Consider the following 13,971-nt stretch of genomic DNA (forward strand, 5'->3'; position numbering starts at 1 on the left):
CGAACGGGGTAGGAGGTGTCCCTGACGACGCTGTCAGCGTGACTATTGTGGCAGCCGGACCGTCACCCGGAGGAATCGGAGAGACCATGGACAGCACCCCCGAGCCGGGGCTGCGGCACCAGCGTGGCGGCCGCACCGCCCTGCGCGTGCTCGGCGGCGCGCTGCTGCTGGCCGGCCTGCTCCTCGGCGTGACCGGCCTGCTCGACTTCATCGACGAGTTCGACAACCCGGCGATCAGCGACGGTCCCGGCGCCATCCTGCGGATCGCTGCCGGCGGCTTCATGACGATCGTCGGACTGGCCCTGCTGAACGCCGGCTTCCTCGGCGCCCAGACGCGCTACGTCGCGGGCGAGACGATGCCGGTGGTCAAGGACTCCGCGACGTACCTCTCCGACGGCCGCGGCGTGCTGGGCGTCGGTCGTACGGCGGAGCCCGCGGCCGCCGGTCCCTTCTGCCGCTCCTGCGGCAAGCGCAACGACGAGGAGGCGAGGTTCTGTGACGGCTGTGGCACCGCGCTCGCCTGAGACCGGTCAGGAGCTGGAGGTCGTGCGGGTCGGCTACGACCACCCGGACGCCGTCCGGCTGGTCGAGGAGGTCCAGGCCGAGTACGTCGCGCGGTACGGCGGCCGCGACGAGTCGCCGGTCGACCCCGCGCTGTTCCTCCCGCCGCGGGGCAGCTTCTTCGTCGGCTACCGGCCCGACGGGGACGCCGTCGCCACCGGCGCCTGGCGGCACTCGGGCGTCGAGGCGCTCGGCACCACCCGGACCGCCGAGATCAAGCGGATGTACGTCGTCCCGCGCGCCCAGCGCCGCGGTCACGCCCGGCGGGTGCTCGCCCACCTGGAGGCGACCGCCCGCGCGGCCGGCTACCAGGCCCTGGTGCTGGAGACCGGGTCGCAGCAGCCCGAGGCGATGGCGCTCTACGAGTCCGCGGGCTACGAGCTGATCGCGCCGTTCGGCTACTACCGGGACTCGCCGGTCAACCGCTGCTACGGCAAGCGGCTCTGAGACGGGCCGGCTGAGGAGCCACCGGTGCTGCTGCCGCCGAAGGTCGCGCACGGCGTCGCCGACGGCACGGTGACGCTGGCGTTCCGGCGGTGGCGGGCGCCCGACGTCCGCCCCGGCTCGCAGTTCCGCACCGTCGCGGGCGTCGTCCGGGTCGAGGCGGTCGAGGAGGTGGACCCCGCGGCGATCACCGACGAGGAGGCGGCACTCGCCGGCCACCCGAGCGCCGACGCGCTGCGCGCCCGCCTCCGCGACGACGACGCGCCGACGTACCGGGTGGTGCTGGCGTGGGCCGGGCCCGACCCACGCGTCGCGCTGCGCGAGGACGCCGATCTCACCGACGCCGACGTCGCCGCGATCGACGCGCGGCTCGAGCGGCTGGACCGCGCCAGCAGCCACGGGCCCTGGACGATGCGGACGCTCGAGCTCATCGGCCGCCGCCCGCACGTCCGCGCCCCCGACCTCGCCGCGGAGGTCGGCCGCGAGCGCGACCCGTTCAAGATCGACGTCCGCAAGCTGAAGAACCTCGGCCTGACCGTCAGCTTCGACGTCGGCTACGACCTCTCACCGCGCGGCCGCGCCTACCTCGCCCGCACGACCCGCTCAGCACCGGGCGCGCCCGGCCGATGAGCCACCCATGCTGCGCCGTGCCCTGGCCTCCCTCGTCGTCCTGCTCGCCGTCGTCCTGACCGCGGGTGCGCTCGCCGCGCCCGCCGGCGCCGCGGAGCCGGTCGACGACTACGCCGACTACCAGCCGCAGAAGAAGTGCTCCCCGCGCGCCAAGGCCGGCACCGAGGCGCTCGGCCGCCACCTCGTGAGCAGGTACGGCGGGGCGTACGGCGGCATCTCCCGCGGCTGCACCCCCGGCTCGACCTCCGAGCACCAGGGGGGACGCGCCTTCGACTGGACCCTGGACGCGGCGAGCAAGCGCGACCGCCGCACCGCGAAGGCGTTCCTGCGCGACGCCTTCGCGACCGATCGCGCCGGCAACCCGCACGCGCGGGCGCGCCGGATGGGGATCATGTACGTCATCTGGGACGACCGGATCTACTCCGCGTGGAACGAGTTCCGACCCGCGGCGTACCTCAGCTCCGGCTGCCGGTCGCGCAAGCGCTGCTCCAAGACCCTGCGCCACCGCGACCACGTGCACGTCTCGCTGAGCCGTGCCGGCGGCAAGGGCAGGACGTCCTGGTACGACGGGCGCCTGTGAGCGCCCGCCGCAGCGGGTGCCGCAGCGCCCGCCGTGAGGGGCTCAGGCGTGCCAGTCGGGGTTCCAGCCCTCGACCTGGTCGGCGCCGCGGGGCTCGGGGCCGGTGTAGATCGCCGAGGGCCGGATCAGCCGGCCGGTGGTCTTCTGCTCCAGGATGTGCGCCGACCAGCCGCCGGTGCGCGCACAGGTGAACATCGAGGTGAACATGTGCGCCGGCACCTCGGCGAAGTCCAGGACGATCGCCGCCCAGAACTCCACGTTGGTCTCCAGCACCCGGTCGGGGCGCCGCTCCTTGAGCTCCTTGAGCGCGGCCTTCTCGAGCGCCTCGGCCACCTCGTAGCGGGGGGCGTCGAGCTCCTTCGCCGTCCGACGCAGCACCCGGGCGCGGGGGTCCTCGGCGCGGTAGACGCGGTGGCCGAAGCCCATCAGCCGCTCGCCCTTGTCGAGCAGCCCCTTCACGTAGGCCTCGGCGTCGCCGCTCTCCTCGACGTCGGCGATCATCCCGAGCACCCGGGACGGCGCGCCGCCGTGCAGCGGGCCGGACATCGCGCCGATCGCGCCGGAGAACGCCGCCCCGACGTCGGCGCCGGTGGAGGTGATCACGCGCGCGGTGAAGGTGGAGGCGTTCATGCCGTGCTCGGCCGCGGAGGACCAGTAGGCGTCGATGGCCTGGACGTGCTTGGGGTCCGCCTCGCCCTTCCAGCGGATCAGGAACTTCTCGGCCAGCGTCGCGCCGGCGTCGACGTCGGCCTGCGGGACGACGGGCTGGTGCAGGCCGCGGGCCGACTGCGCGGCGTACGAGAGCACCATGACGGCGACGCGCGAGAGGTCGGCGCGGGCCTGCTCGTCGGAGATGTCGTAGGTCTGGCGGAAGCCGAACGCCGGCGCCAGCATCGCGATGGCGGCCTGGACGTCGACGCGCACGTCGCCGGTGTGCACCGGGATGTTGTAGGCCTCGGCCGGCGGGAGGCCGGGGGAGTAGGAGCCGTCGATGAGCAGGCCCCAGACGTTCTCGAACGGCACCCGGCCGACGATGTCCTCGATGTCGACGCCGCGGTACCGCAGCGCGGAGCCCTCCTTGTCCGGCTCCGCGATCTGCGTCTCGAAGGCGACGACGCCCTCCAGTCCGTGGTGGACCTCGGTCATGGTGGACTCCTTCGTCTCGGCTCCTGCGTCGGGCACCACCTCCGCAGCGCCCCGGGCATTCTGCACCCATCCCTAGGCTGTGGGTATGTCGGACCCCGATCTCGACCTGCGCGCGCTGCGCCAGGAGTACGCCGCGGCGGGCCTCGCCGAGGACGACCTGGCCCCGGACCCGGTGGCGATGTTCCGCCGCTGGCTGGACGAGGCGCTCGCCTCCGGGCTGCACGAGCCGAACGCGATGGTGGTCGCGACCGTCGGCGCCGACTTCGCGCCGTCGTCGCGGATGGTCCTCCTCAAGGGCGTCTCCGAGGACGGCTTCGTCTTCTACACCAACACCCGCTCGCGCAAGGGCGAGGAGCTGGCCGGCAACCCGCGCTGCGCGCTGCTGTTCCCCTGGCACCCCCTGGAGCGGCAGGTCCGGGTCGACGGGCTCGCGACGCCGCTGCCGGCCGCCGCGGTCGCCGACTACTTCGCCGTCCGGCCGCGGGGCTCCCAGCTGGGGGCGTGGGCCTCCCACCAGTCCCGCCCGGTGGCCGACCGCGACGAGCTCGCCGCGGCGTACGCCGAGGTCGAGGCGCGGTTCGACGGCCAGGACGTCCCCGTCCCCGACGAGTGGGGCGGGTACGTCGTCCGCCCCGAGACCGTGGAGTTCTGGCAGGGACGCCCCGGCCGGATGCACGACCGGCTGGTCTACCGTCGCGACGGCGAGCGGTGGCGCACGGAGCGGCTCGCGCCATAACCGAGGGGTCCTGATGCTCGTCCGTCTGCTCCGCGAGCGGCTCGCGCCGTACCGCACCTGGCTCGTGGCGGTGGTCGCCTTCCAGTTCGCCGGCGTCCTCGCGATGCTCTACCTCCCGAGCCTCAACGCCCGGATCATCGACGAGGGCGTGGTCGCCGGTGACACCGCCCTGATCTGGCGACTCGGCAGCCTGATGCTGGCCGTCTCGCTGCTCCAGGTCGCCTGCGCGGTCGCCGCCGCCTGGTACGGCTCGCGCACGGCGACGGCGTTCGGGCGCGACCTGCGCCGCGACCTGTTCCGCCGGGTCGGCACGTTCTCCGCCCGGGAGGTGCAGGACTTCGGCGCGCCGTCGCTCATCACCCGCACCACCAACGACGTCCAGCAGGTGCAGATGCTGGTGGTGATGGCCTGCCTGATCGCGGTCTCCAGCCCGATCATGATGGTCGGCGGCGTGGCGATGGCGCTGCGCGAGGACCTCGGCCTCGGGTGGGTGCTGGCCGTGGTCGTGCCCGCGCTGTTCCTGAGCGTGGGGTTCGTGGTCTCCCGGATGGTCCCGAGCTTCCGCGCGATGCAGACGCGCATCGACGAGGTCAACCGGGTGCTGCGCGAGCAGATCAGCGGGATCCGGGTGGTCCGGGCGTTCGTGCGCGAGCCGTACGAGCGGGAGCGGTTCGCGGTGGCCAACGACCGGCTCACCGACGTCGCCGTCACCGCCGGCCGGTGGATGGCGACCATGTTCCCGCTGGCGATGCTGGTCGTGAACGTCTCCAGTGTCGCCGTCATCTGGTTCGGCGGGCACCGCGTGGACGACGGGCAGATGGGCGTCGGCTCGCTGACCGCGTTCCTCACCTACCTGATGCAGATCCTGATGTCGGTGATGATGGCGACGTTCATGCTGATGCAGGTCCCGCGCTCGGCGGTGTGCGGCGATCGGATCGCCGAGGTCCTCGACACCGAGACCTCGGTCGCCCCGCCCACCGACCCGGTCACCCCCGACCCGGCGAGGCGGGGCTGGCTCGACCTCGAGGACGTGGCCCTCACCTACCCCGGCGCCGACCGGCCGGTGCTCGAGGGGGTCTCGTTCTCGGCCCGCCCCGGCACGACGGTGGCGGTCGTCGGCTCCACCGGCGCGGGCAAGTCCACGCTGGTCAACCTGGTCCCGCGGCTCTTCGACGCCACCGGGGGCGTGGTGCGCGTCGGCGGCGTCGACGTACGACGGCTCGACCCCGACGCACTCTGGTCGCAGATCGGCCTGGTCCCGCAGCGGGCGTACCTGTTCTCCGGGACGGTCCGCAGCAACCTCCTGCACGGGCGGCCCGACGCGACCGAGGAGCAGCTGTGGGCGGCGCTCGAGGTGGCCCAGGCCGCCGCGTTCGTCGCGGACCTGCCCGAGGGGCTGGACGCCCCGGTCTCCCAGGGCGGCACCAACTTCTCCGGTGGCCAGCGCCAGCGGCTCGCGATCGCCCGGGCCGTCGTCCGCCGCCCCGCGGTCTACCTCTTCGACGACGCGTTCTCCGCGCTGGACCTCGCGACCGACGCGCGGCTGCGCGCCGCGCTCGGCCCGGTCACCACCGACGCGACGGTGCTGGTCGTCGCCCAGCGGGTCTCCTCGATCCGCGACGCCGACCTGATCCTGGTGCTGGAGGACGGCCACGTCGTCGGCCGGGGCACCCACGACGAGCTGGTCGCCGGGTGCGCCACCTACCAGGAGATCGTCGCCTCCCAGCTGACCGCGGAGGAGGCGGCGTGACCACCTCCGAGCGACCCGCGGGCGCCAAGCCGGGGCAGGGCTTCCAGGCGACGGAGCGGATCGAGGCCCCGGCCGGCGGGCCCGGCCGCGGCCCGATGGGCGGCATGGTCGCCCAGAAGGCGATGGACTTCGGGCCGTCGGCGCGCCGCCTGGTCGCCGGCATGCGCCCGGTCCGCGGCCAGGCGCTCCTGGTCGTCCTGCTGGTCACCGCGTCGGTCCTGCTGATGGCGATCGGCCCGCGGCTGCTGGGGCACGCCACCGACCTCGTCTTCCGTGGCGCGGTCGGCGGGTCGGTGCCGGCGGGCACGCCCGACTCGGCGCTCCCGGACGCGGTGCAGGACCAGGGGGTCGTGGCCGGCCAGGGCGTCGACTTCGCCGCGGTCGGGGAGTGGCTGCTGCTCGTGCTGGCGGTGTACGTCGCGGCGTCGCTGCTGTCCTGGCTGGCCGGCTACGTGCTCAACGGCGTCGTCCAGCACACCGTGCGGCGGATGCGCCAGGACGTCGAGGACAAGATCCACCGGCTCCCGCTGCGGTACTTCGACCGCTCGCCGCGCGGCGAGCTCCTGAGCCGGGTCACCAACGACATCGACAACGTCAGCCAGACCCTGCAGCAGACGATGAGCCAGCTGCTCCAGTCCGTGCTCACCGTGCTCGCGGTGCTCGCGATGATGCTGTGGATCTCCCCGCTGCTCGCCCTGGTGGCGCTGGCCACCGTCCCGCTGTCGTTCTGGGTCACCCGGGCGATCATGAAGCGGTCCCAGGGGCAGTTCGTCGCCCAGTGGCGTCGTACCGGCCAGCTCAACGGGCACATCGAGGAGGCCTTCTCCGGCCACGCGCTGGTCAAGGTGCTCGGCCGCACCCGCGAGGTGGAGCGGTCCTTCGAGGAGCACAACGAGGGCCTGTACGAGGTGTCGTTCCGGGCGCAGTTCGTCAGCGGGCTGGTGATGCCGGCGATGATGTTCCTCGGCAACCTCAACTACGTCGTCGTGGCGGTCGTGGGCGCGTTCCGGGTCTCCAGCGGGGCGCTGACCCTGGGCGAGGTGCAGGCGTTCGTGCAGTACACCCGGCAGTTCACGCAGCCGCTCACCACGGTGGCCTCGATGGCCAACCTGCTGCAGTCGGGGGTCGCGTCCGCCGAGCGGGTCTTCGAGCTGCTCGACGCCGACGAGGAGCCGCCCGACGTCCCCGCCGCCGGCGGGCCGGCTGCCCGGCGCGGCGAGGTCCGGTTCGAGCACGTCTCGTTCTCCTACGACCCCGAGCGGCCGCTCATCACCGACCTGTCCCTGGTCGCGAGGCCGGGCGAGACGGTGGCGATCGTCGGCCCCACCGGGGCCGGCAAGACGACGCTGGTCAACCTGGTGATGCGCTTCTACGACCTCGACGCGGGCCGGATCACGCTCGACGGCGTCGACATCGCCGCCGTGCCGAGGGCGCAGCTGCGCGAGCAGGTCGGGATGGTGCTCCAGGACGCGTGGCTCTTCGAGGGCACGATCCGCGACAACATCGCCTACGGCCGCCCGGGCGCCTCCGAGGAGGAGGTGCTCCACGCCGCCCGCGCCACGTTCGTGGACCGCTTCGTCCACTCCCTCCCCGAGGGCTACGACACCCTGGTCGACGAGGAGGGGTCCAGCCTCTCCGCGGGCGAGCGGCAGCTGGTGACCATCGCCCGCGCCTTCCTCACCGACCCGGCGCTGCTGATCCTCGACGAGGCCACCAGCTCGGTGGACACGCGCACCGAGGTGCTCGTGCAGCAGGCGATGGCCGCGCTGCGCACCGACCGGACCTCGTTCGTGATCGCCCACCGGCTCTCGACCATCCGCGACGCGGACCTGATCCTGGTGATGGAGGACGGCGCCATCGTCGAGCAGGGCGACCACGCCACCCTGCTCGCCGCCGGGGGCGCGTACGCCCGGCTGCACGCGGCCCAGTTCGCCGCCGCGAAAAGTCCTTGAGCACCGCCCCGGAGCGACCTACCGTGGTCGCACACGGGAAAGGAGGTGGTCCGGAGAATGAGTTCTTCTTGGACGCGTGAGGTGGCTGCCCGCTAGCAGCCCCAGCAGGACGACGGGGCAGGAGTGCCCCCGAGGCTGCTGGCGAATCCACAGCAGCTACCCGACCCGCAGGCGAACCGGGACCACGTCCCCCGGTGCGGCCCGGACCCCGGTCAGACCAGGATCCGGCGCCACGCCTGCGGGTCGCTGCGTCTCCGCCGGGTCTCCCGCCGCCTCAGGGGGACGCTCAGGCCGCGGCGGTCTCGCGACCCTCGTCGACCTCGGTCGGCTCGAGCGGCACCGCGACCGGTCGCGGCGGCTCGCCGACCAGCGCCTCGACGATGGAGATCGCGACCCAGGCCACGACCAGCGCGACCGCGAACCGCAGCAGCGCGGTCTCCATCGTCAGCTGCTGGGTGACGAACCCCTGCCAGAGGGCGGGGGAGGAGACCAGCGCGGCGGCGCCCAGGACCGGGGCGGAGACCATCCTCATGCCGTCACCTGCATCGCGTGCTCGCGGGCCGGGTCGGCGGAGACGACGCCGGCGGAGCGCACCTGGGCGGTGCCGCTGAGCTCGGAGTAGGCGAGGACCGGCAGCCGGTCGATCGCCGGCCGCACCAGCCGGCGTACGGCGGCGCGCAGCTGCGGGGCGCAGACGAGCACCGGCCGGGTGTTGCGGTTCTCGGCGTCCACGAGGAGCTGGGCCAGGCTGCCGACCATCGCGTGCATGGTCACCGGGTCCAGCACGATCACCGTGCCCTGCTCGGAGGGGCGCATCGCCTCCAGCATCCGCTGCTCGAACTGCGGCTCGAAGCTGATCACGTGGACGGTCCCGTCGGCGATGTGCGGGGCGACCACCGCCGGGCCGAGGGCGCCGCGCGCGACCTCGACGAGCGCGTCGAGGTCCTTGGTGGTCTGCGCGCGGAGCGAGAGCGCCTCGTAGATGCGCACCAGGTCGCGGATGGACACGCCCTCGTCGAGCAGGCACTGGAGCACCCGCTGCACCTCGCCGAGGCTGAGGTGCGCCGGGACGAGCTCGTCGACGACGTTGGGGTGGGTGCGCTTGACGACGTCGGTGAGCAGCCGGACGTCCTCGCGGCCGAGCAGCCGGGCGGCGTGGGTGGAGACGACCTCGGCGAGGTGGGTGGTGATCACCGCGGCCCGGTCGACGACGGTGGCGCCGCTGAGCTCGGCCTGGCTGCGCAGCTCCGAGGGGATCCACTTGGCCTCGAGCCCGAAGACCGGCTCGCGGGTGGGCTCACCGGGCAGCGAGCCGAGGAAGTCCCCGATCGCCAGCACGGTGCCGGGCGGCGCCTCCCCGCGGGCCACCTCGATGTCGAAGAGCTTGATCGCGTAGGTGCGGCTGGGGAGGTCGAGGTTGTCGCGGGTGCGCACCAGGGGCACCACGACGCCGATCTCGGAGGCCACCTTGCGGCGCAGCGCCTTGACCCGCTCGAGCAGGTCGCCGCCGGAGGAGGTGTCGACGAGGTCGATGAGGTCGGCGGAGAGCTCGAGGCCGAGCGGGTCGACCTGGATCTCGGCGGCGAGGCTCTCGGGGGAGTCGTCCACGGCCGCGGCGTGCAGGGCGGCGACCTCGGACGGCGCGGGCTCGGGGTCCTCGGGGGTGACCCGGGTGGAGAGCAGCAGCAGGACGCCGCCGGTCAGCAGGAACGGGATCTTCGGCAGCCCCGGGATCAGGCACAGCGCCATCGACGCCGCGCCCGCGATCCGCAGGGGCATCTGGTTGCGGGTGACCTGCCGGATGATGTCGGAGCCCATGTCGCCGTCGCCGGCGCTGCGGGTGACGATCAGGCCGGTGGCGACGGAGAGCAGCAGCGCCGGGATCTGCGAGACCAGGCCGTCGCCCACCGAGAGCAGGCTGTACGTCGTGACCGCGTCGCCCGCCGACATGCCCATCTGGGTCATGCCGATCGCGAACCCTCCGATCAGGTTGACCAGGGTGATCATGATCGCCGCGATCGCGTCGCCCTTGACGAACTTCGAGGCGCCGTCCATCGCGCCGTAGAAGTCGGCCTCGGCGTGCACCTCGGCGCGGCGCTTCCGGGCCTGGTCCTCGTCGATCAGGCCGGAGTTCAGGTCGGCGTCGATCGCCATCTGCTTGCCGGGCATCGCGTCGAGGGTGAAGCGGGCGCCGACCTCGGCGACCCGCTCGGCGCCCTTGGTGATCACCATGAACTGGATGATCAGCAGGATCACGAAGATGATCAGGCCGACGATCAGCGAGCCGCCGACCACGAAGTGGCCGAACGTCTCGATCACCTTGCCGGCGTACCCGTCGACCAGCACCAGCCGGGTCGCGCTGACGTTGAGGGCCAGGCGGAACAGCGTCATCACCAGCAGCACCGAGGGGAACGAGGCGAAGTCGAGCGGCCGGACCACGAACATGGCGGTCAGCAGGACCAGCAGCGCGCCGGTGATGTTGGCGGCGATCAGCAGGTCGAGCAGCACCGCGGGGAGCGGGACGACCAGCATCACGACGATCATGACGATGCCGATCGGCACGCCGAGCTGGGTCAGTCGCTTGAGGCCCATGGGGCGGGTCGTCTCCCGTTCGGGTGCGATCGCCGTCCCTGGCCCACGTGGTGACGCCGTCCTGGCCTCGCGGGCTTCATCGGCCGGTCGTGCCGGGGGCTGAGAGGTTCGACCGGGCGACTCCTCGGCGAGCTGGGCGAAGACTCGCCTCCCCGTCACGGGACCCTGGCCGGCTCCTCCTGGCCGAGGCGGACGATCTCGTCCATCCGGTCCAGCCCGACGGTGCCGTGGGTGATCCACACGACCGTGCGGTCGCTGGTCACCGCCAGCAGCTCGTCCGCGACCGCGCGGGCCGTGCGGGTGTCGAGGTGGGCGGTCGGCTCGTCCAGGACCAGCACGCGGTGGTCGGCCAGCAGCATCCGCGCCAGGCCGATCCGGGCCCGCTCCCCGCCGGAGACGGCCGCGCCGCCGTCGCCGAGCCGGGTCTGCAGTCCCTGGGGGAGCGCGTCGAGCCAGTCCCCGAGCCGGGCGGCCCGCAGCGCCGCCTCGACCTGGTCGTCGCCGGCGGCGGGGGCGGCGAGCCGGACGTTCTCCACCAGAGTGGAGCCGAACAGGTACGGGTCGTCGTCGAGCAGCCCGACCACGCCGCGCACGTCGTCGGCGGCCAGGGAGCGCACGTCGAGGCCCGCCAGCCGGTAGCTGCCCGCGGTGGGGTCGAGGAAGCGGACCAGGACCGCGGCCAGCGTGGACTTGCCGGAGCCGGAGGGACCGACCAGTCCGATGCGGCGCCCCGGGGGGAGGTCCAGCGAGATCGGATCGAGCACGTCGCGGTCCGCCCACGCGGCCGTGACCTCGGCGAGGCGGACGGCCGCGTCCGCGGGGGACAGCGGGCACGGCAGCGGGAGGGGGTCCGCCGGGTCGGCCACTGCCGGGGGCAGCGCGGTGAGCTCGTCCAGGCGCCGGGCGGCGGCGCGGGTGGAGACCTGCAGGGCGCCGGCGTCGGCGACCGGGCCGAGCACGTCGACCAGGGCCAGCGGGAGCAGCACGAGCAGCGCGACGACCGGTCCCGAGACGGTGCCCTCGCGCAGCGCGGACCCGCCGACGGCCGCCATCGTCACCATGCCGATCCCCGCCGCCAGCATCGGCCAGGCGCGGGCCAGGACGAGCCAGAGGGTCGTGCGGTCGGCGGCTCGGGCGAGGGCGGCACCGGCCTGCTGGACGTGGTCGACGGCCCGCGCGCCGGCCTGCCACTGGACCAGGTTGCGGGCATCGGTCAGCAGGGAGAGGCTGCGCCGGGACAGCTCGGCACGGGCGGCCACCTGCTCGGCGGCGTGCCGTGCCGTGCCGTAGCGGGCGGTCGCCCAGCTCAGCATGCCGGTGAGGAGCACCAGCGCGGCGGTGACCAGGCCGGCGGCCGGGAGGAACCAGGTCGCGACCAGCGTGGTGACCGCGCCGGCGCCCACCCAGGTGACCAGCGGCATCCGCACCCGCAGCTGGTCGTCGAGCAGCGCGTCGACGTCGTCGACCACGGAGGCCAGCAGGTCGCCGCGGTGTCGGCCCAGCCGCCCGGGCACCAGCGGCACCAGCGCGTCGTACACGCTGGCCCGGCGCTCGGCCAGCTCGCGCAGGGCGACGTCGTGCGAGGTCAGCCGCTCGGCGTACCGCAGCGCCGGGCGGGCCAGGCCGAAGGTGCGCACCCCGACGATCGCGACCATCAGCATCAGCACCGGCGGGTGCTCGGCGGCCCGGACGATCAGCCACCCGGCCGTCGCGGTCAGCGCGATCCCCGAGGTCGAGGCCAGCACTCCGAGCAGCGTGGCCAGCGCGAGCCGGGCCCGGGGGTGGGAGGGCGCAGGGTCGGGGGAGCCCGCCGACGGCCCAGGAGCCTCCGGGGTCCCCGGTGTCGCCTCGCGTGCCCGGGGCGGTGCGCCTGCGTCCCCGGGAGCGACCCGGGGCGCGACGGGCTCCGCTGCCATCCCAGCCGCCATCCCCGCCGCCGTCAGCGCCACCACCGTGTCGGCGGCGTCGACGAGCGCCTGGCTGTGCGCGACGGCGAGGACGCAGCGATCGCGGGCCAGGTCGCGCAGCGTGCGCAGCAGCACCTCCTCGGTGGCGGGGTCGAGGTGCGCGGTGGGCTCGTCGAGGAGCACGAAGGGGCGCTCGGAGACGATCACGCGGGCGAGCGCGAGGCGGGCGCGCTGCCCGGCGGAGAGACCGGCGCCGTCCTCGCCGAGAGGGGTGTGGATCCCGAGCGGCAGCGCGTCGACGACCTCGGTGAGGTCCACCCGCGACAGGGCGCCGATCACCGCGGCGTCGTCGGCGTCGGGGCGGCCGAGGCGGACGTTGTCGGCGAGGGTGCCGTCGGTGAGCCAGGGCCGCTGCGCGACGTGGGCCACCCGCGAGCGCCACGAGTCGGGGTCGAGGGAGGTCAGGTCCACGCCGCCCACCCGCACGAGCCCGCCGGTGATCGGCACCTCGCGCATCAGCGCGGCGAGGAGCGTGCTCTTGCCGCACCCGGACGGGCCGGTGACCACGGTCAGCCCGCGGGCGGGGATGCCGACGTCGAGACCCTCGAGCGCCGGCCGGTCGCGGCCGGGCCACCGGATGCTCAGGTGGTCGATGCGCAGGGGCGCCGGGGCGAGCGGAGCCGGCTCGGTGCCCGCGGCGGGCAGCGGCTGCGCGGTGAGGTCGTGGATCGCCTCGAACGTCGCGGAGCCCTCGGCGGCGGCGTGGAACTCCGCCCCGACACGTCGCAGCGGCCAGTAGGCCTCGGGGGCCAGCAGCAGCACGGTGAGCGCGGTCTGCAGCTCCATGCCGTCAGCGGCGAGCCGGAGGCCGACGAGCACCGCGACCAGGGCGACGGAGATCGTCGCGATCAGCTCCAGCGCGGCCGAGGAGGCGAACGCGAGCTTGAGCACGTCGCCGTTGGCGCGGCGGTAGCGGTCGGTGATCGCGCGGATCCGGGGGGCCTGCGCCCGTGCCCGGCGGTGCGCGACCAGGGTGGGCAGTCCGCGCACCACGTCGACGAAGTGGCCCGAGAGCTGGCTCAGGATGCGCCACTCCCGGTCGGCGCGGTCGCGGGTGCTCATCCCGATCAGGACCGCGAAGACCGGGACCAGCGGCAGCGTCAGCACCACGACCAGCGCGGAGAGCCAGTCCTGGGTGGCGATCGCCAGCACCGTCAGCGCCGGCAGCACCCCGGCCAGCACCAGCGTCGGCAGGTAGCGGGTGAGGTACGGCTCGACCGCCGCGACCCCGCGGGTGGCGAGCAGCCCGAGCTCGCCGGTGCGGTGCTCGGCGAGGCTGACGGCGTCCAGGTCGAGCGCGCGCTGGAGGACCGTACGGCGCAGGTGGGTGGCCACCTGGCCCGCGGCCCGGGACGCCGCGGCGTCGACCACGGCGCTGAGCAGCCCGCGCCCGACGGTGACGGCGAGCAGGGCCAGTGCCGGCCCGGCCCAGCCGTCGGCGGAGAGGTCGGCCCGCCAGCCGCCGGTCACCAGGCGGGTGACCAGCGTGGCCAGGGCGAAGGCCTGCGCCACCAGCAGCACGCCGGCGAGCAGGTTGCCCACCACCACCACGGCCAGGGAGACCCGGGCGGGTCGCAGGTGGGGGAGGACTCGGGGGTCGAGGGGCTTCACTC

11 protein-coding genes are annotated in these 13,971 nt (G+C 74.2%); 7 read left to right on the top strand and 4 right to left on the bottom strand.

What is annotated here, in order from left to right; all coding sequences use genetic code 11:
• Positions 1–86 precede the first annotated feature (86 nt).
• The 4 genes from H4O22_RS03610 to H4O22_RS03625 are packed head-to-tail and all read left to right on the top strand — an operon-like array spanning position 87 to position 2,215.
• Entirely contained in the window at positions 87–524 is a 438-nt protein-coding gene (locus tag H4O22_RS03610) for a zinc ribbon domain-containing protein (RefSeq protein ID WP_182525708.1), read from the top strand.
• Positions 496–1,008 (top strand): GNAT family N-acetyltransferase, encoded by a 513-nt coding sequence (locus tag H4O22_RS03615; RefSeq protein WP_244963092.1) that lies wholly within the window; start codon positions 496–498, stop codon positions 1,006–1,008. The genes H4O22_RS03610 and H4O22_RS03615 overlap by 29 nt, the downstream gene beginning before the upstream one ends.
• Positions 1,009–1,032: 24 nt before the next feature.
• A complete protein-coding gene (locus H4O22_RS03620) occupies positions 1,033–1,635 on the top strand; it encodes a hypothetical protein (protein ID WP_182525709.1) in 603 nt (200 codons plus the stop codon).
• Positions 1,636–1,642: 7 nt separating this feature from the next.
• Complete coding sequence (locus H4O22_RS03625) at positions 1,643–2,215, top strand: VldE C-terminal domain-containing protein (RefSeq protein ID WP_182525710.1); 573 nt, start codon at positions 1,643–1,645, stop codon at positions 2,213–2,215.
• Between the two features lie 42 nt (positions 2,216–2,257).
• Here the strand turns inward: H4O22_RS03625 and H4O22_RS03630 are convergent, their stop codons facing one another.
• Positions 2,258–3,361 carry a citrate synthase 2 gene (locus H4O22_RS03630; RefSeq protein ID WP_182525711.1) on the bottom strand — a complete coding sequence of 368 codons (1,104 nt, stop codon included), beginning with the start codon at positions 3,359–3,361 and terminating at the stop codon, positions 2,258–2,260.
• Between the two features lie 85 nt (positions 3,362–3,446).
• Between H4O22_RS03630 and pdxH the strand changes: the two genes are divergently transcribed.
• The 3 genes from pdxH (at position 3,447) to H4O22_RS03645 (ending at position 7,799) form a co-directional block, all read left to right on the top strand.
• Positions 3,447–4,097, top strand: coding sequence for a pyridoxamine 5'-phosphate oxidase (gene pdxH / locus H4O22_RS03635; RefSeq protein WP_182525712.1), 651 nt, complete (start codon positions 3,447–3,449; stop codon positions 4,095–4,097).
• A gap of 13 nt (positions 4,098–4,110) precedes the next feature.
• Complete coding sequence (locus tag H4O22_RS03640; protein WP_182525713.1) at positions 4,111–5,847, top strand: ABC transporter ATP-binding protein; 1,737 nt, start codon at positions 4,111–4,113, stop codon at positions 5,845–5,847.
• Positions 5,848–5,942: 95 nt separating this feature from the next.
• Positions 5,943–7,799, top strand: a complete 1,857-nt coding sequence (locus H4O22_RS03645) for an ABC transporter ATP-binding protein (RefSeq protein ID WP_182526936.1) — start codon at positions 5,943–5,945, stop codon at positions 7,797–7,799.
• A 286-nt stretch (positions 7,800–8,085) separates the two neighbouring features.
• On the opposite strand, the gene H4O22_RS03650 is transcribed toward H4O22_RS03645, so the two are convergent.
• The 3 genes from H4O22_RS03650 to cydD all read right to left on the bottom strand — a co-directional run bounded on the left by H4O22_RS03650 (position 8,086) and on the right by cydD (position 13,969).
• A complete protein-coding gene (locus H4O22_RS03650) occupies positions 8,086–8,331 on the bottom strand; it encodes a hypothetical protein (protein ID WP_182525714.1) in 246 nt (81 codons plus the stop codon).
• Complete coding sequence (gene flhA / locus H4O22_RS03655; protein ID WP_182525715.1) at positions 8,328–10,391, bottom strand: flagellar biosynthesis protein FlhA; 2,064 nt, start codon at positions 10,389–10,391, stop codon at positions 8,328–8,330. Before flhA ends, H4O22_RS03650 begins: the two co-directional genes overlap by 4 nt.
• Positions 10,392–10,546: 155 nt before the next feature.
• A complete protein-coding gene (cydD, locus tag H4O22_RS03660) occupies positions 10,547–13,969 on the bottom strand; it encodes a thiol reductant ABC exporter subunit CydD (protein ID WP_182525716.1) in 3,423 nt (1,140 codons plus the stop codon).
• Positions 13,970–13,971 lie beyond the last annotated feature (2 nt).

Origin of the sequence: Nocardioides dongkuii (assembly GCF_014127485.1) — a bacterium.
Classification (GTDB): domain Bacteria; phylum Actinomycetota; class Actinomycetes; order Propionibacteriales; family Nocardioidaceae; genus Nocardioides; species Nocardioides dongkuii.

Excerpts from the sequence above, each read along its gene's own strand:
- H4O22_RS03610 (WP_182525708.1), top strand. The coding sequence starts at position 87 with ATGGACAGCACCCCCGAGCCGGGGCTGCGGCACCAGCGTGGCGGCCGC.
- H4O22_RS03625 (WP_182525710.1), top strand. The coding sequence starts at position 1,643 with ATGCTGCGCCGTGCCCTGGCCTCCCTCGTCGTCCTGCTCGCCGTCGTC.
- H4O22_RS03630 (WP_182525711.1), bottom strand. The coding sequence starts at position 3,361 with ATGACCGAGGTCCACCACGGACTGGAGGGCGTCGTCGCCTTCGAGACG.
- pdxH (WP_182525712.1), top strand. The coding sequence starts at position 3,447 with ATGTCGGACCCCGATCTCGACCTGCGCGCGCTGCGCCAGGAGTACGCC.
- H4O22_RS03640 (WP_182525713.1), top strand. The coding sequence starts at position 4,111 with ATGCTCGTCCGTCTGCTCCGCGAGCGGCTCGCGCCGTACCGCACCTGG.
- H4O22_RS03645 (WP_182526936.1), top strand. The coding sequence starts at position 5,943 with ATGGGCGGCATGGTCGCCCAGAAGGCGATGGACTTCGGGCCGTCGGCG.
- H4O22_RS03650 (WP_182525714.1), bottom strand. The coding sequence starts at position 8,331 with ATGAGGATGGTCTCCGCCCCGGTCCTGGGCGCCGCCGCGCTGGTCTCC.
- flhA (WP_182525715.1), bottom strand. The coding sequence starts at position 10,391 with ATGGGCCTCAAGCGACTGACCCAGCTCGGCGTGCCGATCGGCATCGTC.